At 31.0% G+C, this 22,540-nt stretch carries 20 protein-coding genes; 5 read left to right on the plus strand and 15 right to left on the minus strand.

The genetic code is table 11. The annotated features are described in order from the left end of the window. Window positions 1-82: 82 nt before the first annotated feature. From Q0049_RS01580 to Q0049_RS01600, 5 genes are all read right to left on the minus strand, one after another. Window positions 83-2,014: a putative porin gene (locus Q0049_RS01580; RefSeq protein WP_298115745.1), complete on the minus strand. Its 1,932-nt coding sequence runs from the start codon at window positions 2,012-2,014 to the stop codon at window positions 83-85. Between the two features lie 125 nt (window positions 2,015-2,139). After that, window positions 2,140-3,150, minus strand: a complete 1,011-nt coding sequence (locus tag Q0049_RS01585) for a hypothetical protein (protein WP_298115748.1) — start codon at window positions 3,148-3,150, stop codon at window positions 2,140-2,142. Between the two features lie 19 nt (window positions 3,151-3,169). Beyond that, complete coding sequence (locus Q0049_RS01590) at window positions 3,170-4,105, minus strand: hypothetical protein (RefSeq protein ID WP_298115751.1); 936 nt, start codon at window positions 4,103-4,105, stop codon at window positions 3,170-3,172. A gap of 18 nt (window positions 4,106-4,123) precedes the next feature. Beyond that, the gene (locus Q0049_RS01595) at window positions 4,124-5,593 is read right to left on the minus strand and encodes a SusD/RagB family nutrient-binding outer membrane lipoprotein (RefSeq protein WP_298115754.1); all 1,470 of its coding nucleotides are present in this window, start codon (window positions 5,591-5,593) and stop codon (window positions 4,124-4,126) included. Between the two features lie 12 nt (window positions 5,594-5,605). Beyond that, on the minus strand, window positions 5,606-8,695 hold the full coding sequence (locus tag Q0049_RS01600; RefSeq protein WP_298115756.1) for a SusC/RagA family TonB-linked outer membrane protein: 3,090 nt from the start codon (window positions 8,693-8,695) through the stop codon (window positions 5,606-5,608). A 198-nt stretch (window positions 8,696-8,893) separates the two neighbouring features. Between Q0049_RS01600 and Q0049_RS01605 the strand changes: the two genes are divergently transcribed. Next, window positions 8,894-9,493 carry a ribonuclease HII gene (locus tag Q0049_RS01605; RefSeq protein ID WP_298115759.1) on the plus strand — a complete coding sequence of 200 codons (600 nt, stop codon included), beginning with the start codon at window positions 8,894-8,896 and terminating at the stop codon, window positions 9,491-9,493. A gap of 19 nt (window positions 9,494-9,512) precedes the next feature. Here the strand turns inward: Q0049_RS01605 and lipB are convergent, their stop codons facing one another. Next, entirely contained in the window at window positions 9,513-10,214 is a 702-nt protein-coding gene (gene lipB / locus Q0049_RS01610; RefSeq protein ID WP_298115763.1) for a lipoyl(octanoyl) transferase LipB, read from the minus strand. Between the two features lie 92 nt (window positions 10,215-10,306). Further along, on the minus strand, window positions 10,307-11,044 hold the full coding sequence (locus tag Q0049_RS01615) for a hypothetical protein (protein ID WP_298115765.1): 738 nt from the start codon (window positions 11,042-11,044) through the stop codon (window positions 10,307-10,309). 150 nt (window positions 11,045-11,194) lie between these two features. Between Q0049_RS01615 and lysS the strand changes: the two genes are divergently transcribed. Then, a complete protein-coding gene (gene lysS / locus Q0049_RS01620) occupies window positions 11,195-12,892 on the plus strand; it encodes a lysine--tRNA ligase (RefSeq protein WP_298115768.1) in 1,698 nt (565 codons plus the stop codon). Between the two features lie 69 nt (window positions 12,893-12,961). After that, window positions 12,962-14,491, plus strand: coding sequence for a hypothetical protein (locus tag Q0049_RS01625; protein WP_298115771.1), 1,530 nt, complete (start codon window positions 12,962-12,964; stop codon window positions 14,489-14,491). Window positions 14,492-14,527: 36 nt separating this feature from the next. Here the strand turns inward: Q0049_RS01625 and Q0049_RS01630 are convergent, their stop codons facing one another. From Q0049_RS01630 to Q0049_RS01645, 4 genes are all read right to left on the minus strand, one after another. Further along, window positions 14,528-15,490 (minus strand): transporter, encoded by a 963-nt coding sequence (locus Q0049_RS01630; protein WP_298115773.1) that lies wholly within the window; start codon window positions 15,488-15,490, stop codon window positions 14,528-14,530. Between the two features lies 1 nt (window position 15,491). Next, window positions 15,492-16,532, minus strand: coding sequence for a cytochrome c peroxidase (locus Q0049_RS01635; protein WP_298115776.1), 1,041 nt, complete (start codon window positions 16,530-16,532; stop codon window positions 15,492-15,494). A gap of 56 nt (window positions 16,533-16,588) precedes the next feature. Beyond that, window positions 16,589-17,389, minus strand: coding sequence for an MbnP family protein (locus Q0049_RS01640; protein ID WP_298115778.1), 801 nt, complete (start codon window positions 17,387-17,389; stop codon window positions 16,589-16,591). Window positions 17,390-17,507: 118 nt separating this feature from the next. Next, window positions 17,508-17,732, minus strand: a complete 225-nt coding sequence (locus tag Q0049_RS01645; protein WP_298115782.1) for a hypothetical protein — start codon at window positions 17,730-17,732, stop codon at window positions 17,508-17,510. Window positions 17,733-18,003: 271 nt separating this feature from the next. On the opposite strand from Q0049_RS01645, the gene Q0049_RS01650 reads away from it, so the two are divergent. Then, the gene (locus Q0049_RS01650; protein ID WP_298115785.1) at window positions 18,004-18,456 is read left to right on the plus strand and encodes a hypothetical protein; all 453 of its coding nucleotides are present in this window, start codon (window positions 18,004-18,006) and stop codon (window positions 18,454-18,456) included. Between the two features lie 63 nt (window positions 18,457-18,519). Continuing rightward, a complete protein-coding gene (locus tag Q0049_RS01655; protein ID WP_298115787.1) occupies window positions 18,520-18,861 on the plus strand; it encodes a hypothetical protein in 342 nt (113 codons plus the stop codon). 53 nt (window positions 18,862-18,914) lie between these two features. Here the strand turns inward: Q0049_RS01655 and hemL are convergent, their stop codons facing one another. The 4 genes from hemL to Q0049_RS01675 form a co-directional block, all read right to left on the minus strand. Continuing rightward, complete coding sequence (gene hemL / locus Q0049_RS01660) at window positions 18,915-20,201, minus strand: glutamate-1-semialdehyde 2,1-aminomutase (protein ID WP_298115792.1); 1,287 nt, start codon at window positions 20,199-20,201, stop codon at window positions 18,915-18,917. 13 nt (window positions 20,202-20,214) lie between these two features. Then, the gene (locus tag Q0049_RS01665) at window positions 20,215-21,108 is read right to left on the minus strand and encodes a glucosaminidase domain-containing protein (protein ID WP_298115795.1); all 894 of its coding nucleotides are present in this window, start codon (window positions 21,106-21,108) and stop codon (window positions 20,215-20,217) included. Then, window positions 21,105-21,992, minus strand: coding sequence for a 1-aminocyclopropane-1-carboxylate deaminase/D-cysteine desulfhydrase (locus Q0049_RS01670; RefSeq protein WP_298115802.1), 888 nt, complete (start codon window positions 21,990-21,992; stop codon window positions 21,105-21,107). The genes Q0049_RS01665 and Q0049_RS01670 overlap by 4 nt, the downstream gene beginning before the upstream one ends. A 98-nt stretch (window positions 21,993-22,090) precedes the next feature. Next, a partial coding sequence (locus tag Q0049_RS01675; protein WP_298115799.1) for an OmpA family protein occupies window positions 22,091-22,540 on the minus strand: 450 nt, incomplete at its 5' end.

Genomic DNA, 22,540 nt, shown 5'->3' on the forward strand with positions numbered 1-22,540 from the left:
CGAAGGCAACATAAGAAAAGATTGAAATGAAAAGCAGGAAAATGGTTTTGTAAAATTCGCAAACCATTCGTTCCTAAAAAACTTATTGAAAGAATGTCCAAACAAGTCCAAAACGAATCATGAAATCGCGATATGGTGTATTTGGCGCTGAATAGAATTTATTTCCTGTCATTCCTGAATTAAAATGCTCTGCTTTTAGGAAAATTCGAGCTTGACGAATTCGGGCATTTACAAAGAAATCTAACATTGGGAAGTTACCAATTTCTGTTTGATTTTGGACAAAAAACTCTCCAAGAACTGGATTATAATCGTTAGCATAATATTTTGTAAAATAGTTAGCTGTTATTCCGGTTTGAAGATATAATGCTTTTTTAAAGAAATAATTTGTGTAATATAAAGTGTTTCGAGCTGTTAGTTGAGGCACGTTTAGAATATCATCTTCTTGAGAAACGTTTTGATAAAGAATGGTATTATCTAAACCAAATTTTTTATAGGCAATTTCCTTTGATGCTTTGAATGAAACGTAACTAATTGACTTGTTGTACTGTTTAGGAGTAATTAATTGAAATTTATCATCTGTTGCATCGTTACTAAAATATAAATGGTCGTTAAGGACAGAAAATTGAGCAGAAAGATTTACCCATTGAGTATTTGCATCAATTTGGATTTTATTGATTTTTTGATTTTCAAAATTATTTTTCCAATTATAATCTATATAGCTACTTTGATGAAGTATATAATTATTATTAGGAACGCTACTTATATTTTGATATTGAAAAGTGAAATCGTTTTTATCGTTTAATTTATATTTTAAATTGGCTTCAATTGTTGAAAAGGTTTGCTTTGAGATTGCTTTACTATAGATGAATTTTCCTTTCCAATTATTCTTTTGATACGAATACTGAGCACCAAAAGCATTTAACCTTTCTGATAACTGATTTGGAATTGTTTGATCTTCAAGAATTAATATTTTATTGTATTTGTAAACGTATTTAAAATCTTCAACAAAAAATTGAAATTCTCCAAGAGTTGTGTTTTGATATATTGCTCCTAATTTGTTATACATTCTTTGATAACGGGTTTGATCATTTATGTTACTTGAAACATAAGAAGTTCCAAAGCGTTGAAAGGTATCATTATCTAATGTTGTTGAAAGTGTTTTTTGATTAAACTCGTAAAACTTATTTTCAAGGTTGAACTGATGATTAATTATCAAATTGTTACTTGACTGTTTAGGATTAATACGAAAATTATGATCAATAAAGAGCCTTTTCCCTTTTAAAAAGGATTTAGCATCTGTAAGGTATACTTGAAGACGTGCTCTATTTTTAAAATCTTTATCATCGCTCTCAAAATCATCAATTGAAGTAATTCCACCATTTTCACCATTTAGCATATCTTGACCAGTAAAATGTGAATTTATTGAATATCTATTATTCTTAGATGTGTAACTTGTTGTAAATCTAAAATTTCCAATACTTGACAATTGATTGATGTATTTTCCTAAAGAGCGTAAACCTCTATAAGCAACAGAAAAATTAAATTGCTCTGACGTGTTTACGGTTATAAGTGCATCAACACTTTGTCCTTGTTCCATGACCGTTTTGAAATATAATTCGGAAATTGGAGTAGCTACAGAATAATAATTAATATCTTTTACTTGAAGATAAGGAAATTGTTTTCCGGTAAAACCAAATTCTGGTAACGCCGAAAATTCATTTAAGCCAAAAAAAAGCGTATTGTATGTTTGGCCTTCATTAGTAAATTGTTGCAAACCAAAAATATCTTTGCGCAAATAATTGTATTTATATTCACTTTTGATGGTTAGTGAAGTATCAATATAAATTGTATCTCTTTCGAGCGTATAGATTTTGTATTGGTTGTGAGCTGCTTTTGGAGCTTCTTTACTTAACGATTCGCTATCTGTGTCTTTAGACTTAATTGGTTTATCTTGAGCGAAAGAATTGTTTATAAGAAGAACAACAAAAATAAAACTATAAAATATCTTTTTCATTTATAAGTAATAAAGAGCAAAAATATATAAATGAAATATAAAATACTATTGATTTAGTAAAAGTTAACTAAAACAAAAAAACGTCTCACAATGTGAGACGTTTTTAAATTTATTCAATAAAAGAATTATTTAACTCTTTTAGAAATATGTTTTGACTTAGAAGCCATTCTTCCAGAAGCAGAAACATTACCTGCTGTATCTTGAATAGTAAAGATACGTTTTCCACCTACTGTACTAATCACAATATCAACAACTTGATTTTCAGAATCAACAGCAGTATTAGATGTAAAATAATTTACTGGCTCTTGATTGTATCTTCCTTTGTTTATAGAACCAGCTCTTAAATAATCAACAGTAATTGGAATGTTGAATTCAGGAATTGCTACTAAAGGAAATCCAATCTCGGCTAAATCTAATTCAGCATTAGTATATAAATATGCTGTAATATGATAAGTACCATCAACATAATCTGCTAAGTCCATAGAAAGTTCTTCAGGACATGCACCAGTTTGGGCATCAGTAACTCCTAAATCATTGAATGAATCATCATAAACTATGAAATCAATATCATATGGATCACCTGATAAATCACTAGTAATTTCACATAAACTGTATGTATTAGAACCAGCTGTAAAGTCTCTATCAAAGTTGAAAGTCAAATCTAAAACATCAGACACAACGTTAGTAATAGTGATGTTTGTAGTTGCTGGAGTAAACTTAACAGCAGATGTTCTTGATTCTCCAATTTGAAGAATTAAGTTTTCATTACCTTCAGCTAACTCATCCTCATTAATTTCAATTTCACCAGAATATGAAGTTGTAAAAGCAGGAAAAGTAATCTTCTTTTGGTAAGAAGTGTTAGCATAATCACCGTTAATATCACTATCATTTTGGTCAGCAGTACTAGTAACCTGACGCATAATAAAAACGTCAAAGTCATGTCCTGTTGGTTCATCTAAAGTTAAAGTAAAAGGAACTGTTGTTCCTTCCGCTGTAGTAACTGCAGACGCTACACTAATGGTCATTGTTGGCTTATCAATTTGAACAATAGAAGCTACATCTTGATCATCATTACAAGAAGTAAAAAAAGATGCAACAGCCAAAAGACTAAAAATTTTAACTATATTTTTTTTCATATTAAAAATATTAAATTGATTAAAGTGGAGTATAAATACTTCTAAATGATCTATTTCCAGCAGCGAAAGTAACAGTGTACTCAATTGTAATTACTCCAGTTGATAAATTAACTGAACTTGCAGCATATTGAGCAGGTGTTTGCTGAACTAAATTTGAATAATAGTCAAATAAATTTTGTTCTTCTACAGCAATTCTACCACAAACTTCTTTAAAAATAAAACCTCCTCTAGGTGCAGGTACAGATAAATTATTCCATGGACCACCTAAAACTAAACCATAAGCTGCTAAAGTAAAATTACCTGTAGCTTGATTTGAATAGTTTCCATCACCTAAATCAGTAATAACTTCAGATGCAACACTGTATGGTCCACCAGCAGGTGTCAATCTAGTAATTGCAGTTGAATAAGTACCACCTAAATCAGATGGACATTGTGCTTGTAATACAACGTTGATTTTAGATTTGTTTCCTGAATTAACAACATTAACACCATCAGCAGAAGACTGTGTTAAGTTCAATACCAAAACTGGCTGATTTAAATCGTCTAGATTTGCAGAATAAACCTTAATTGGAATAGTTGCAAACTTACTTCCTGCAGGAATTGTTAATACATTCGAAGTATTTACAAAATCGAAATCTTCACCTTCTACTGCAGTAACATAAGTATCATCAAATGTAACTGAAGCATCATCAACATAGTCTAATTTCTCAAAAGTTACTGTGATATCACTTCCAACAGCAAGACCATTACCTCCTACTAATTCAACAGGAACTGTATAGTCGTAAATAACTTCATTTTCATCTTTCAAGAAAAAAGCTGTCTTTGAAGCATAAGGAAATTGAGTAACATACGCACCATTTCCATAATTTAACTCTTCATCGTCGCCAACATCACAAGATGTTATCAAACTAGCAACAAACAAAAGAGCAAATGAATTTCTAATAAATTTTTTCATAATTTCAATTTTTTAATTTTAATTATCCCAGAATATTCTAGTATTGAATATATCAGATGTTGTTTGAGCTGGAACATTATTTGGATTAGCAGAATATTCTGAATCTGGATAAGGAACTCTTACTGGGCGAGTTGGTTGTGTAGCATTTGGTGCCACAGGAACAATTGCTCCCCAAGCATTAATTCTTCTCAATTCACAATAATTTTCAAATCCATTAATGTGCATCAAATCAATATATTTTTGCTTTGCAATTTCAAGAATTGGATTAAGAGTAGGATATGAAGTATCAAATGCTCCAACGCTCACTCCTAATCTAGTACAACTAGCTTCAATACCCGCTTTGTATAATGCAGCTTTATCACCTGAGATAAAACCTCTTTCAATTGCTTCTGCTTGTAAAAAAGCACTTTCAGAACCTGTCATGATAATAGCATCTTGAGAAGAACTTGAAACAATGATTGAACCATAAGTAGATAAGTTAGCAGAAGTTGGACCTCCATTATTATTTTGATCAATTCCAACGTAATTTGTAGTAGTACCAACTGGTCTCAATAACGCAGGTTTTCTAGGATCACCTGTTAACAAAGATGAAATAGTTGGAGAACCAGCAGGAGAACTAGCGCCAGCCACAAAAGGAGTAACTCTAGTTGCATTTGTATTTGCAGCAGGATCACCAGCTACAGTTTTACCAAAAGCAGCATAGAATGGATTTTGTTTGTTAGTGTCATTAACGTAACCTGGGTTACATGTAACATTCTCATTAGCAGCTAAAAACCCAATACCATTATTAACGCTTGAATAATCAGTAACACCTACTTCAGATTGACGTAATAAAATTCTCAATTTTAAAGTATTAGCAAAACGAGCCCATTTAGCCATATCACCACCACACATAACATCTATTGTAGATGAAGGAACTAAATCACTTGAATCAGCATTAGCAATTAATGCTTGAGCAGCTGTTAATTGAACAATTAAATCAGCATACACAGACTGCGCTGTATCATAAGCTGGAGTAGTATTCAAAGCACCTTGAAAAGCTTGAGAATAAGGAATATCACCATAAGCATCAACTAAATATTGAAAGTGAAACGCTTTCATAATTTTAGCAATAGCTTTGTAATTATCGTGATTTTCATCTGATGTTTGTTCTACAACATGGTAGTTTCTCAAAGGTAAAACATAAGTTGTTTCAAAAAGACCAGTTCTAAAACTACTAGAAACTAAATATTTAGTCTCATCAGTAAAATAAATATAATCTCCTCCAGCTGCCCATGTGTATGACCATAAGTTTCCTAGAGTGTTGTAAGAATTATAACCACCTTGAAAACTATCTACAGAATATTTCTGTGCTACAGGCAATGACAACTCTGGAGTAGAAGATGTTGGATTGTTTTGACTATCATTAACGTCAAAGAAATCATCACTACATGATGTTGCAGCTGAGGCAACAAAAAGAGTTAATAAAAGTTTTTTTACTATTTTCATAAAGCAATAAAATTAAAATTTAATATCCATCTTGAATCCGTAAGAACCCGTTGGAGGTAATTGTGATTGTGTACCAAAACCTGTTACTTGTTGACCGTCATTAGTAAATTCTGGGTCAGTATATTTGTTTTGAGCAGAACGTAACATTAATATATTTCTAGCAACTAAACCAAAAGAAACATTTTTAATAAATGTATTTTTTAAATATTGGCTTGGCAAATCATAAGATAAAGCAACCTCTCTTAATTTAAAAGTTGTAGCATCAACAACATAATTTTCTTTAATTGCATTATAAGTATTATTCCAGAAATCAAATCCACCACCTGAAGTTGTAATATTTGTATTTGGAACAAAAACACCTGGAGATGTCTCATAAGAAGAGTTAGGGAAAATAAACGGTTGTCTTCCTGAAGAAACACTGTGTAATGTAGAACCTGTAAATTCTAATGCATCTACCATGTTATTATAGTAAACATGTCCTGTTTTATAATCAGCTGTAGCAGATAATGTAAATTGACCGTATTTAACAGAAGTATTAAAACCAACAATTAAATCTGGAGTAGTAGAACCTAAATTTTTAAGTTCAGAACTAACAACAGGATCACCAGTAGTAGCATCAATTACAACATTCCCATTATCATCTCTTGTATATGCAGTAGCAAAAAGAGAAGGGAAAGGCGAACCAACTTGAGCATAAATACCAACAGCACCATCACCAGCAGCTAAACCAGTTTGTAATCTTTCAGCTCCATCAGATAAAGATTTAACTTCACTTTCTATTTTAGAAACATTCACACCCACCTTCCAAGTAAACTTGTCTGATTGCAAAACAGTACCATTAACATCTAATTCAATACCTTTAGTTTCTAATTCACCACTGTTCAATCTTAAACTAGCAATTCCAGAAGCATAAGATGTAGAAGCATTCAAGAAATCATCAGTAGAGTTATTTATAAAATAAGTAGCACCAATGTTAAGTCTATTTTTAAACAAAGCTAATTCAGTACCAAACTCTAATGTTTTTGTGTATGCAGGAGTAATTCCAGCATCAACAGCACTAGTTGGAGCAGCTAAACCAACAACTGAACCAAATGGAAATCCAGTAGGAGTAGCATACAATTCATTTGTATAACCAATTGTTGGATCGCTACCCACGCTTGCATAACTTCCAAATAATTTCCAGTATTTGATATAATCACTTTTTAATCCAGGAATTGCTTCTGTTAACAATAATGAAGCTCCCAAAGAGTAAAAATCAAAACCATTATTATCCAATAATAAAGTTGATGATTGATCATATCTGTAAGCACCACTTAGAGTTAAAAATTTGTTGTACTCTAAAGATAAATCTGCAAAGTATCCAGCTCTAGTACTTTGAAATTCAGAAAAACCTACCACAGGCTCTCCTGTTCTAACACCTGGATTGTACAAATCTGGTACAAATAAATTGTTTCCACTGATAGAATATGCATTAGAACGGAAAGTAGTAACAGCATTTCCTAAAGTTAAATTAGCATCAAGTTTTTTAAATAAATTCTTTTTTATGTTAATTAATAAATCCGAATTTAATCTTGTATTGCTACTATTACCAACAGCTACAGAAGCAGTCGTATTTTGATCAGTTCTTGTTGGCGCTAATACAGGATTAACAGTAACTGCCGCTCTAGTATTTTTAGAATCACTAGTAAAATAAGTTCCTGTTAAACTGTAACTTGCAGAAATCCAATCAGCAAATTCATAATCAAATTTCAAATTAGCGAACAATCTATTACTTTTTCCTCTGTTTCTTGCAATATCAATTAACATGTAAGGGTTTTGATAATACTCATTAAAATATCCTTCAGGAGTTGCAAAAGGATTATTTCTCCAATCTTTATAGCTTGTTAAAGGCACATTCGCTGGTGTATTCAAAATACTCCAGTATAATGGTCTTGCTTGATATCCTCCATCGCCAACTACATCTGTTTTATCAGAGAAAAACGACGTATTCAATCCAATTTTAAATTTACCTGATTTTCTTGTAGCATTAAATCTAAAGTTGTCTTTAGTATACTCATCATTAGGTGTTATACCTGTAATGTCAGAGCGTTGAGCAGAGAAGAAAAATGTTGATTTATCATCACCACCACTAAAAGACAATCCATTAATAGCTGTTACACCATCAACAAAGAAGTCTCTTCTATTATTTTTGATAGCAGCATAATCAACTGTTTGAAAAGATCCATCAGCTAAGATAGGACCTAGACGTCTTGGTACACCATCAAATCTTGGTCCCCAACTTGTATTTTCGTAAGGATCGTAGATATCATCGAAACCAGGACCAAAAGTTGTTTGCAACTCAGGAAAATATTTAACTCTCTCCAAAGCGTAGCTTGTGTTATAAGTAACCTCTAAACCTTTGTTGTTATCTCCTTGTTTAGTAGTTACAACTAAAGCTCCGTTTTTACCTTGCGAACCATAAAGCACAGTAGCCGCAGAACCTTTCAATGTATTTACCGAAGTAATATCATTAGGATTCAAATTATCCAATGCTGAATTAGCCTGAACAACACCATCAATAATAATCAAAGCAGAGTTATCACCTGTTAAAGATTTGTAACCTCTCAAGATAATTGCTGTTGAAGGATTAACACCATTATTTCTTGTAATAATGTTCAAACCTGAAACTTTACCTTGAAGAGCAGTTACAGCATTTACTGGAGCTGCTTGAATAAGCTCTTTTGCCTCTACTTTTTGAGAAGAATAAGCAAGTTTTTTTGTCTGTAATTTACGTCCAAAAGAACCCACAACAACTTCATCAATTTTTTGAATGTTTTCAGCTAATTTTACATTAACTGTGTTTGAAGCTCCAACAGTAACGTTTTTAGTCTCATAACCTGAAAAGGAAATTACTAATACATCACCTGCTTTAGCTTTGACAGCATATTTACCGTCAACATCTGTTTGTACTCCTTTGCCTGTACTTTTAACAAGCACGTTAGCACCTGGTAGTGGACCTGTCGCATCTGACACCACACCTGTAACAGTTTTCTCTTGTGCAAACGAAAACTGCATTGATAACGCTACTAATAGCGTAAAAATCCATTTGAACTTCGATCTCATATTAAATTTATTTGAGTTAGTTATTCCGCAAACTTCTTAATAATTTCTTAAATAAACAAATAATACTTCGGAATATTTTTATTTATTTATGTTAATTTTATTTACAGAATTCTAACGATGTGGTTACGATTCATTCAATAGATGCATAATAATGCAAAAGGTTGCGTTAAATTTTATATTTTTATCAAAATTAATTTTATGTTAAATTTAAAGTATTCTGAATTTGAAATTGAATGCGGTACTGACGAAGCTGGACGTGGATGTTTGGCAGGACCAGTGACTGCCGCAGCCATTATTCTTCCCAAAGATTTTAAATTGGATTTATTAAACGATTCCAAACAATTATCCGAAAAGGTTAGAGAAAATTTAAAACCACTAATAGAAGAAAAAGCTATTTCATATGCAGTTACACATCTTGAACCTATAATTATTGACAAAATAAATATTTTAAACGCTTCGATAAAAGCAATGCAAGAAAGCATTATCAAACTTAATCCTACACCATTATATATTATAGTAGATGGAAACAGATTTAAACCTATTAATAATATTCCTTATTCGACTATAGTAAAAGGTGATTCTAAATACATGAGCATTGCTGCAGCATCAGTGTTAGCAAAAACGTATCGCGATGAATATATGGATAAAATTCATGAAGAATTTCCTATGTATAATTGGAAACAAAACAAAGGTTATCCAACAAAAGAACATAGAGAAGCTATTAGAAAATATGGTACAACAAAATACCACAGAATGAGCTTTAGATTATTGCCCGAACAACTTTCTTTGGATTTATGAATTTTAGGTTGCGGTTTTTTTAGTCTATAAATTCTGCTTCGAAAAGTTTTGTGAAATGCTTTAAGATTTTTTCTTTCACTTCATCTTCATCAACTTTTTCTACACCCAATTCATTATTTAAAGTAGTAACTGCTTTTCCTTTTATACCACATGGAATGATATTATCGAAGTAACCTAAATCAGCATTTACATTCAAGGCAAAACCATGCATGGTAACCCAGCGACTTGCTCTAACTCCCATAGCACAAATTTTTCGTGCAAATGGAGTGCCTACTCCTAACCAAACACCCGTTTCACCTTCACTTCTTGTAGCAATTATATTGTATTCTGCTAAAGTTAGAATTATTACTTCTTCTAGAAATCTTAAATATTTATGAATATCAGTGAAAAAATTTTCTAAATCAAGAATTGGATAACCTACAATTTGTCCTGGTCCATGATACGTAATATCGCCACCTCTATTTATTTTGTAGAAAGTTGCCCCTTTTGCTTCAAGTTGTTTTTGAGATAAAAGTAAATTAGAAATATCTCCACTTTTTCCTAATGTATACACATGCGGATGTTCTACAAAAAGAAAGTAATTTGGTGTCGAAAGATTCGTTTCATCTTTACGATTTTGGATTTTTACATCAACAATGTTCTTAAAAAGTTCTTCTTGACAATCCCAAGTTTGCTTATAATCTTTTTTACCTAAATCTTGAAGTTGGATTTTTTTATTCATGCATCAAAGTTACAAAGATTATTGCTTTTAATAAAAACAAAAAAAGCAACACTAAAATTTAGCATTGCTTTTTAATTTATTTATAAAAAAAATTATTTTTCAAATTCTACTTCAAAATTTAATTTCTCAGGTTCTTTCATATAATCACTAAAAGGAAACTCAATAGTAATTGTTTTTCTGTCTTCACTATACATCGCTGATTCAACAGAAACTTTTTTAACTTTTTTAGGAAAATGATATTTAACTGTATAAGTTGATGACTCATAAAACATATTCATTGCTTGTTTCATAGAATCTTCTTCTACTTCTAAAATATCTTTCTTTAAAACAGTAGCTTTTCTTGTAAACTTTTTACCATCATAAAAATATTTTAACTCTGAATTATTATCGCCAAAACCTCCACCAGGCATCATATCTTTACCTGCTTTACTAGCTCCTTGAACAGTACTCATTGTTGACATTGCATCTTGCAAATCAGAAACAGTTTTGAAATCTGTATTCATTGAAAACATAAACTCCTTTTTTTCAGGATTCATTACCGTACGAATATTAAAGTTTTCTAGTTTTTTCAATCGTTCTTGCTGTTCTTTAGGAAGTTTTGAAATACTATCTTTTTTCTCTTCTAATATTTGTTTAAAACTATAGGTAGAATCCATTGCTTTTTGAGTTTTCAATGAATCTTCAGGCATCATAGACATCAACTGTGAACCATCCATTTCGATAGAAAACTTACCTGAACCATCTTCATTAATGTAAATGTTTTCAGTAAAATTACAACTTGTTAAAGTTATTGCAGTTAGTAAAACTAATAGGTGTTTTATATATCTCATTTTGTTTATTTTTTACAAATATATAAAAATAATTCACTTTTTTAATATGATTAAATTTGGCTACAAAAAACTTTTATCCTGAAGTTTCGATACTTAAACTTTTAAACTTTTAAACTAATATATATCTTTGCACGCTTAAATACATTTTATATGCAACTTTCGGAACAAGAAATCATTAGAAGAGACAAATTGAACGCTTTGCGCGAACTTGGAATTAACCCATATCCTGCGGATTTATATCCTGTGAATACGACTTCAAAACAGGTAAAGGAAAATTTTGAAGAAGGTAAGAAGGTCAATATTGCTGGTCGATTGATGAGTGTTCGCGATCAAGGGAAAGCTTGTTTTGCTGAATTGCAAGATAGCGATGGTAGAATTCAACTTTATTTGAATAGAGATATGCTTTGTCTCGGCGAAGACAAAACGTTATACAATACTGTTTTCAAAAAATTAACTGATTTAGGTGATTTTATTGGAATTGAAGGCGAGTTATTTTTAACTAAAGTTGGAGCTCAATGTGTAAGAGTTGATAATCTTACATTCTTGAGTAAAACTTTGCGTCCGTTGCCTTTGCCAAAAGTTGACGAAGACGGAAAAGTTCATGATGCCTTTAATGATGCTGAATTAAGATACAGAATGCGTTATGTTGATTTGGTCGTAAACCCAAATGTTAAAGAAGTTTTTGTAAAAAGAACGAAACTTTTTACTGCTATGCGAAATTTCTTCAATGACGCTGGCTATATGGAAGTAGAAACACCAATTTTACAAGCTATTCCTGGCGGTGCCGCCGCACGACCTTTTATATCACATCATAATGCTTTGGACATTCCATTGTATTTGAGAATTGCCAACGAATTATACCTAAAAAGATTGATTGTTGGTGGTTTTGACGGTGTTTATGAATTCTCAAAAAACTTCAGAAATGAAGGTATGGACAGAACGCATAATCCTGAATTTACTGCTATGGAAATTTATGTAGCTTACAAAGACTACAACTGGATGATGGAGTTTACTGAAAACTTGTTGGAACATTGTGCCAACGCTGTTAACGGAACAACTGACGCAACTTTTGGCGAACATAAAGTAAGTTTCAAAGCACCATATGCAAGAGTTACGATGACCGATGCAATTAAAAACTTCACAGGTTTTGATATTTCTGGAAAAACAGAAGCAGAACTTTTTGAAGCTGCAAAATCAATGGGAATCGAAGTTGATGCAACAATGGGTAAAGGAAAATTGATAGACGAAATTTTTGGAGCTAAATGTGAAGGAAATTTTATCCAACCTACTTTTATTACTGATTATCCAAAAGAAATGTCACCGTTGTGTAAGTCGCATAGAGATAATCCAGAATTGACAGAACGTTTTGAGTTGATGGTTTGCGGTAAAGAAATTGCAAATGCTTATTCTGAATTGAATGATCCAATTGATCAACGTGAACGTTTTGAAGCTCAAATGGCTTTAAGTGAAAAAGGTGATGATGAAGCTAATGGAATTATAGACGAAGACTTTTTGAGAGCTTTAGAATATGGAATGCCTCCAACTTCTGGATTAGGAATTGGAATGGACAGATTGATCATGTTTTTAACCAATAATCCTTCCATTCAAGAAGTACTTTTCTTCCCGCAAATGCGACCTGAGAAAAAACAAGTTGAATTGACAGAAGATGAAAAATGGATTATTGAAATTTTAAAAGCTAACGAAGGAATTTTAATTGGCGATTTAAAAGAAAAATCGGCATTAAGTGGCAAAAAATGGGATGCAGCAAGTAAAGGAATTGCAAAACATGGTTTGATGAAAGTAGTGGTTGATGGTGATGCAAAAATCGCCGTTTATACTGGAAAATAAATGTTACACCAAAAAGACTTCAATTATGAAGTCTTTTTTTATATTTACAAAAATTCAACTCTCTACATTATGAAAAAAATTAGTTTTATAATCTTATTTTTTCAAAGTATTTTCCTTGTTGCCCAAACACCAACATTTAAATGGAGTGAAAGTCAATCATCAATTGAAAACGAATTGAATTACACTATCGAAAATCATTTTGATGGCAAGCGTTTTTTTAAAATAAAATCTGCTTACAACGACAAAATTTTTAATAAAGATGTTTTTGTAGACATATTTTCCCCAAACGATGATTTTGAAAAAGATGAAAATAATTTTTCTGTAGGTTTAGAACAACCAGTAATGGGTAAAAACATGAAAACCTTGACAAATCTCTTTTATTTAACTGGAAAAGATTATGTTTATTTTTTAACCGAATTCAATAGTGAAACAAAAGAATTTGAACTTTTTACTCAAAAAGCAAACATTGATACGGGAACAAAAACAATAGCGACTTTTTTAGCCAAAATGCCTGCAAAAAACATGTTCAACATTGGTGATTACTTTATTGCACAATCTGAAAACAAACAGTTTTATGGCGTTGTTTCAAGACCTTCTGGCGATAAAAAACTTAATGAAAAAGTAACACTTTACATTTTAGACGTAAATTTTAAAATTGTAAAAAGTGTAGAACACGAATTTAGTTTTACAACCAAACAATCATTCAATATAAATTGTTATGTTTCAAACAATGGAAATTTAGCCATTGTTAGAGAACTTGATTTACCAAAAATTAAACCCTACAAGTCTTTATTTTATTGGGATTCTAAAACACAAAACGTTGTTGAACATAATTTAAAACAAGATTTAGATTTTCAAGTTTCTCAGTTTAAATGGAAAGAAGCTGAAAACGGAAGCTATTTCATTGGAGGAATCAGCGACGGCAAACGAAAAGTAGGCATTGATTTAGGCGGCGCTTTACCTGAAGCAAACCCAACAAACTCTCTACTTTTAATGCATTTTGATAGCGATGGAAAAGTGATTTTAAACGAAAAAATTACTTTGGAAAAACAAAACAATATAAACTTTGAACAAGTTTTTTTACAAGACAATAAATTATGGTTGCTTTTTAATGAACTATACACAGGATCAAAAAGATTACCACCGCCAGATCCTACAAAACCATTAGAATACAATTGGGAATATTCATTCGTTTCAACAGGTTATTCTGTAATGAAAGTGGATGCAACAACTGGAAAATTAGATTGGTTTACCCGAATTAAAAACGAAGAACCAAGAACAACTAATGATAATGGTGATCATTTAAAATACCTGCCTTTTTTAAGAAAAAATCAATTAGTTTTAATTTACAATGATTCAAGAGACACTAATCCAAATACAAAGTATTTTGTAAGAAATAGTAGATTTGCTGTTATGAGTGTTATCAATAGTGATGGCTCAATAATTACTACAAAAGATATTCCTAATTCAGGCGTTGGAAAAACCTATAACTTTTGCTACGAACTTGATTTATCATTTGCAACACCTGTAGATGACAACACTTATATTGTGCGTTCTAGATGTGGAAATTCTGCACGTTATGGATATTTGAAATTTTAAATAAAAACGGAACTCTATTGAATTCCGTTTTATTTTTTATAGAGCATAATTAAAATTTAAGCTCCATCTATAGTTGGCTTCTACATTTCCGCCAGTTAGATTTTGATTTATTGGCAACATTACATTAGCGCCAAAAGACAATTTATCTTTACCTATTTCAAATCCAATTTTGCTCATAAAAATATCACCAGAAGTACCTCTAACCCTTTGACTGTGTTGGTAATTATTCTCAAAAACTTCACCTGCAAAACCTATTTGTGGCACAATAGAATACTTTGAAGTTTCATACAACCAAAACAAAGTTGACGCATAATTAAATTGATTTCCGAAGCGATAATTCTTTTGATTTTCCGTTTTAATAACATAGTTCAACATCGTGTTTAGCCCGAATCTTTTTCTTTTGATAATATATTCACTTGCAAGAAGATAATCCCAACTTCCAGTACCAACTTGATAACTTGGATTCACACTTCCATTATTAGCTTCATCAAACTTTCCTAATGGAATTTTCAAACCGCCACCAACTTGAAGTGTATGAACAAAAACTGTGCTGTCTTTATGAGTTTGATACAATTGATACATTGCTAAAACGGTTGCATCGCCAACTCCAGTGATGCTTTGATTTCCAGTTTCAGTTTGTCTACTATGAAAATGATAAGGAATTAAAGCAGAAATTTGTAGTTTTTTTACAATAGGAATTCTTGCCCAAACTTGAATTGTATTAAAGTTTTCATCATACCAAGGCGAATTACTATATAATCCATCAGAACTTTTATAGCTTTGATTAAAATAACGAATTCCAACAAAATTAGAGTTCAACATCGAAGCAAAACCCATGCTTCCACCACTTGCTGAACATCCGCAAGCGTCACAATCATCATCTTCATCAAAAACATATAAAAACTTGCTGAATTTACTTGTATTTGGAATGGTATCTTTTGTAGTAGCAGCAAATCCTAATTGGAAAACCACTAAAAAAATTAAACTATATCTTATCATTTTAATATTCTGCAAATTTTGGATTAGATAAATAATCATAATCCGTTAATGTTTTTAAAAAAGCAATTAGTTTTGTTTTTTCCGATGATGTTAAAGGAATTCCTAAAACGCCTGAATTATTCAAACTTGAATCTAATGTAGCTGAATTTACTACGCCCGATGCATAGTGATTTAAAACAGCATCAAGTGTAAAAAATCTTCCATCGTGCATATAAGGTGCAGTTTTTTCTATATTTCTTAAACTTGGAACTTTAAATTTATATATATCTTCTGCTAATTCTGTTACTCTATATCTTCCAATGTCGTTCACCGCAGGATTTACAGGTAATCCATTATTTCGATAAGAGTTATCCGTAAAAATATCAGTTGCATGACAAGAAGCACATTTTTCATTGAAAATTTCATAACCATCTAACTCTTCAGAAGTTAATGATCCTCCTACTTCGTTTCTTCTAAACTTGTCAAATTTTGAATTACTCGAAGTTACCATAACCATAAATTGACCAAGTGCTTTGAGCATATTTTCCGAATTAATTTCACCATCGGCAAAAGCTTGCTTGAATAATTTTCTATAGGTTGCATCGCCTTTCATCATAGTGATTGCATTAGAAAAATTTCCATTCATTTCTATTGGGCTTGTAAAAGGAATTATGGGTTGTAAATCTAAATGAGTTGTAGCTCCATCCCACATAAATGCCGTTTGGAATGCTAAATTTTGAATTGGCGGCGTATTTCTATTCCCTACATTATTATCAACTCCATGACTAACCGTGTGGCCATGATGAGTAAAAGCATCTTCTTGAATATGACAAAAACCACAGGACACAAGTCCATCTGAAGCTAATCGACCATCATAAAAAAGTTTCTTACCGAGTTCAAATCCTTTTTCAGTCAAAGGATTATTTGCCAAATCATAAGCTAATGGTGGAAAATTGCTAGGAACTTGAAAATCAATTGGGATGTTTTGATACTCTTCAGCATCATCATTTGAACAACCAAGAAAAACAGAAAAAATGACTAACAATAAATATTTTGCTTTCATTTTATGAATTTTAAAAAAAGCTGTCAGCAATTACAACTGACAGCTTTTTTGATTATTTAGTCGTTGTGAACATGCTCAACTTCAAACATATTTGAAAGATTTGCAGTTATTAAAGGTAAATTTGCTCCACCCATAATCATTGCTCCCATTCCACCCATATTATTGTCAGATAGTTTTACTTTGTTAGTACCATCAATAATATGTTTTACATCAGCCATGATATGAATTTGTGGCGTAATATTAGTTCTAATTAGTGCATTTTCAGGCAAATCTAAAGTTACATCAGTATAATTATAAGAAGTTCCTGCTTGCCCAGTGTGAACCATAAAAGAAGTATCTGTAGCAACTGTTCCTGAAGTAAACGTTCCTTCAAAAGCTACAAATTTATATCCAGCACTCCATGACCACATCATTCCAGCATCTTGAGCAGAAGCAAGAAAATCTCCTTGACCAGTAGCACCTAAATTAAATTGCTCTTGGTCAACCCCAATTCCAAATTTTATTTTAGTATAATTTCCTGCTGGAATATTTGACAAATTCAACACATGACTTGCAGCAGTTGCCTCATCAACAATAAAATAGCTTTCACTTTTTGGATAAGTAAAAGTAGTTCCATCAGATTTTGTTAAAACAATATTACTAATGATGTATTTTACCTCTGAAATCTTTAAATTTTCAGATTGTGACGTAGTATTTGTTTGTGTGCCTAAAATTAAATCGGCACTACCAAAAACATTATCAAACTCAACATTAAGACTACCTTCTCCTGTAATTTTATTATCATCATCATTTGAACATGAAGTGAATGCAAGTGCAGCAACCATAGCGATTGCAATATTTTTTAATTGAAATTTCATTTTATTTTTTTATTAATTAAAGTTTATAGATATTGTGTTTGAAAAGAATGCTCTTCAAACAAAATTGGATATAAAAATCCTGTCAATTCGATGATTTTGAACTGACGTACGATAAAATTTAAGAAATAATTGTGGGCGGATGAAATACAAAAACGCTATTCAAAAAGTTATAATTATTTGAATAGTTCGAATTAATACTTGATCTATTAGAATCAAATTTATATAAAAATGAAATGTTTTTTTGGTCTGAAAAAAATAACACTTCAACTTCTTGTTTTGAGTTGTCTTTTTTATCTGATTTAATTGGCTTTTCATCTTCCGATGCTTTAGCTAATTCTTTCATTAAATGACATTTACCATTACATTTAAGTATTGGTTTAGCTTTATTTTCACAAAGAACTTTTGATATATATTCATAGTTAACAATGTAATCTACAACCGGAAGAATCGGTTTAAGAATCATTGCAAATATTACTATGAGTACTACTTTTTTCACAATGCAAATATACAATCCAATTTACAAATTAATTAAAAAACTTACAATTTTTTGTTAATGATTAAACCATTTCAAGTCTAAAATGTCTTAACAGTATAACACTTAATAAATTTGAATTATGAAAAAATTAATTTTAGCATTTGCATTAGTTATTGGATTAACAACATTTGCTCAAGAAAAAAGACAAGGCAAAGGAGAAAGAGAAAAATTAACTCCTGAACAACAGGTTGAACTTCAAGTAAAAAAGATGAAGTTAGACTTAGACTTAACCGATAAACAAACGGCTGAAATTCAAAAAATTGTTTCGAAACAGGTTGAAAAAAGAGAGGCAAAAAGAGCTGAAATGGAAGCAAAAAGAGCATCAGGTGAAAAACCATCGAAAGATGAATTCTTCAAAAAAAGAAATGCAATGTTAGATGAACAAATTGCACATAAAGCAGAAATGAAAAAAATTCTAACATCTGAGCAATATACAAAATGGGAATCTAAGCATTCTGAGCAAAAAAAGGAATTCAGAAAAAAAGCAAAAGGCGCAAGAAAAGAGAGAAAAATGGAAGATAATGCAAAATAAATTTTTTTTTTAGACAAAAATAAATTAGTTTTGATTTCTATTTCACTTAAAACCATAGAACACATGAAAAAAATATTTTTTGTTTTAACATTGATTTTAGCTTTTTCTATCAATGCTAGCGCTCAAGAAAAAAGAACTGCAATTCAAGAACTTTCTAAAAAAGATAGTGCAGAAGTAACTTCATTATTAGGATTAAACGAAACTCAATCTGCTGATTTATACAGATTATTTGAGATGAAAAATGAAGCAGTTTCAAATGAAAGTTTATCTGATGAAAGAAGAGCTGAATTAAACAGAATTATTGATTTAAAACTTAAAGCATCTTTAACTCCTGAGCAAATTGCAACTTTAGAATCAAAAACTGAGTTATACGCAAGATTAATTGGAAAGAAATCAAGTAAGTAATTTATACTTTTATTACATAAAAAAAAGCCTCGAAAATTTCGAGGCTTTTTTATTTATAAATGCTTTGTAACTTTATCGATAGCGGTTATGGTAAAATCTAAATCTTCATAAGAAAGTGCATCAGTTATAAACCATGTTTCGTATGCTGAAGGTGCAATATAAACTCCTTCATTTAATAATCCGTGAAAGAATTTTTTAAACTTATCATTATCACCTTTTTTAGCAGAGTTGAAATCAACTACAGGATTTGCATCAAAATGAATTGAAATCATTGAACCAACTCTATTGATAGTGAATTCAACATTATTATTCGCTACTACCTTTCTAATTCCGTTTTCTAAATAAGCTGTTTTTTCTTCTAGTCTTTGATATATTTCTGAATCGTGATTTAATGATTGTAACATTGACAATCCTGCTGCCATTGCTAATGGATTTCCTGATAAAGTTCCTGCTTGATAAACTGGTCCAACTGGAGCAAGATAATTCATAATTTCATTATTTGCAGCAAAAGCTCCAACAGGCAAACCGCCACCAATTACTTTACCGAAACAAACAATATCAGCTTGAATGTTATAAAGTTCTTGAGCTCCTCCTTTTGCAAGGCGAAATCCCGTCATTACTTCATCAAAAATAAGTAATGTGTTGTTTTTATTACAAAGACCTCTTAAATCCTCTAAAAAACCATTTTTAGGAGGAACACAACCCATATTTCCTGCAACAGGTTCAATTATAATGGCTGCAATTTCATTTGGATTAGAATCAAAAAGCTCCTTAACACTTTCAATATCATTATAATTAGCTAATAATGTGTCTTTTGCTGTACCTTGAGTTACGCCAGGAGAATTTGGTGTTCCAAAAGTACTTGCTCCACTACCCGCTTGAATCAAAAAAGAATCGGAATGGCCGTGATAACATCCAGCAAATTTTATGATTTTATCTCTATTGGTATATCCACGTGCTAAACGAATAGCACTCATACAAGCTTCTGTACCTGAATTAACAAATCTAATTTTATCAATATTTGGAACCATCGAAATTGCTAATTTGGCAATTTGAGTCTCAAGCTCTGTTGGCATTCCAAAAGAAGTACCTAGTTTTGCTCTTTCAGTAATTGCTTCAATAACAGGTTGGAACGCATGACCTAAAATCATTGGACCCCAAGAATTAATATAATCAATTAGTTTATTTCCATCTTCATCAAAAAGATAAGCTCCTTTTGCACTTTTAACAAAAATTGGATTTCCTCCAACGCCTTTAAAAGCACGAACAGGAGAATTTACACCACCAGGAATTACTTTTTCTGCATCAGCAAATAACTGACTACTTCTTTCGTATAACATTGTAAATATTTAATTATTTGATTTCCAAAATTTGACCTATTGAAATGGCATTTTCAGAAATATTATTTTTCTTTTTTAAATCATCTATTGAGATATTATATCTTTTTGATATAGAATATAATGTATCTCCTTTAACTACTTCATGTGCTTTTTCTGGACTTACTTTTTTGGGTTCAGAAGTTGTAGAAATTACTTGTTTTGTTTCAACATAATCAATTCCTAAAACTTCTGCATCGTATTTTTGAAGTTGGTATCTTTCAATTAATCCTATTAATTTTGATGGATATTTTGGATCCGTTGCATAACCTGCTTTTTTAAGTCCATTTGCCCAACCTTTATAATCATTTTTTTCTAATTTAAATAAAGGTTCATACCATTTTCTTCCTTTCAGAAAGGCAGCATAATCTTGATAAGAATCGTACACATTTTCATATTTTCTGAAACATTCTTGAAGTTCATCATCATCATAATTTACTCCTGGACCTTGCCAATCTTTATGGCATTTAATTCCAAAATGATTGTTTGCCATTTGACTCAAACTACCTGTTCCTGCTCCAGACTCTAAAATGGCTTGGGCCAATGCAATACTAGCTGGAACACCATGATATTTCATATTGTCCATTGCTACTTTTTTATACTTATCGATATACTGAAGAACTAATTCGGTTGTTACTTTAACTTTAGAAGTCGCCTCTAAAGTCTCCGTTTTTGATTCCGTTGGCAGATTATTATTTGGTTTTTCAGAAACTTTTACAGGCAAATTAGGTTTAGTAGTTTCAACTTTTTTTGTTGTAACAACAGGTTTGGTTTTTGTAGTAGAAGGTTTTGAAGTTCTTACAACTCCTTTATTTGTTCCACACGCAACAAAGAATAAAATACTTATAACTAATACTATTTTCTTTATCATATTTTAATTATTGGTAAATTTTTAGCTCTCAACTTTAAATTCATTCCTTCAATTCCTTGCAAACCTCCGGTATGAATCGTAAGAATCTTTGAATTTTCAGGAAAATAATTTTTATTTATTAATTCTATAACGCCAAAAACCATCTTTCCAGTATAAATAGGATCTAATGGAATATTGTATTTTTCATTGAAATCATTAATAAAATTAATTAACTCATTTGAAACTTTTCCATATCCTCCAAAATGATAATCAGAAATAATATTCCAGTTATCTTTTTTTGCAAATTTACAAATATCTTTTTTTAAAAAATCTCCTTTTAACGACGGAAATCCTAAAACCTTTTGATTAAACGAAGAACTGTTTATAATTCCTGAAATTGTTCCTCCAGTTCCAATTGCACAACAAATAAAATCATAAGCAGCATCTTCATTAGTTATTATTTCTTCACAACCTTTTATTGCTAAATCATTTGTTCCACCTTCAGGAATTAAATAAAATTGCTGATATTTAACTTTAAGATTTTCTATAAATTCAACAGTTGTCTTTTGACGATACTCTTCTCTTGAAACAAACTCAAATTTCATTCCACAATCCTGTGCAAATTTCAAAGTCGGGTTACTATTGATTTCAGATGCTAACTCATTTCCTCTTATAATTCCAATTGTTTCAAATCCATTTACTTTTCCTGCAAATGCAACTGCGGCTATATGATTTGAAAACGCACCACCAAAAGTCACTAACTTTTTATAATTGTTGTTTTTAGCAAATTCTAAATTGTATTTAAGTTTTCTAAATTTATTTCCCGAAACAAATGGATGAATTAAATCTTCACGTCGAATAAATAATTTTACTGACGAATTTGGCAACACTATTTCTTGCGTTATTACTTCCAAAAGAATTTTTATGCAAAGGTAACTTTAGAAAATTAATCTCATAAAAAAAGGCACGAAAATCGTGCCTTTAAATTATAAATAATATGTTATTACAATTTCGTAATAATAAATTCTGATCTTCTGTTAGCTTGGTGTTGTTCTTCGCTACAGTTAGATTGGTTAGTTGGTTCGCAACCACAATCGTTAACTAGTTGTGATTCGCCATATCCTTTTCCTGTTAATCTGTTTTTAGCGATGCCTTTTGAGATTAACCATGCCATGGTTGATTTAGCTCTTCTGTCTGACAATGCTGCGTTGTATGCTGCTGTTTGACGACAATCTGTGTGGGAACGTACATCGATTTCCATAGTTGGATTTTGTTCCATTACGTCTAAGATTTTTGCTAATTCTAAAGCGGCATCTGGACGAATGAATGATTTATCTAAATCAAAATAGATGATTTTGATTCCAAAGGCTTTTGCTAAATCATCACCTGGTTTAACAGGTTTTTTACCTAACTCTAATTCAATAGGTACAAATGTTTTTCCTGTTTCGTTAGC

This window comes from Flavobacterium sp., from assembly GCF_027484205.1.
Lineage (GTDB): Bacteria > Bacteroidota > Bacteroidia > Flavobacteriales > Flavobacteriaceae > Flavobacterium.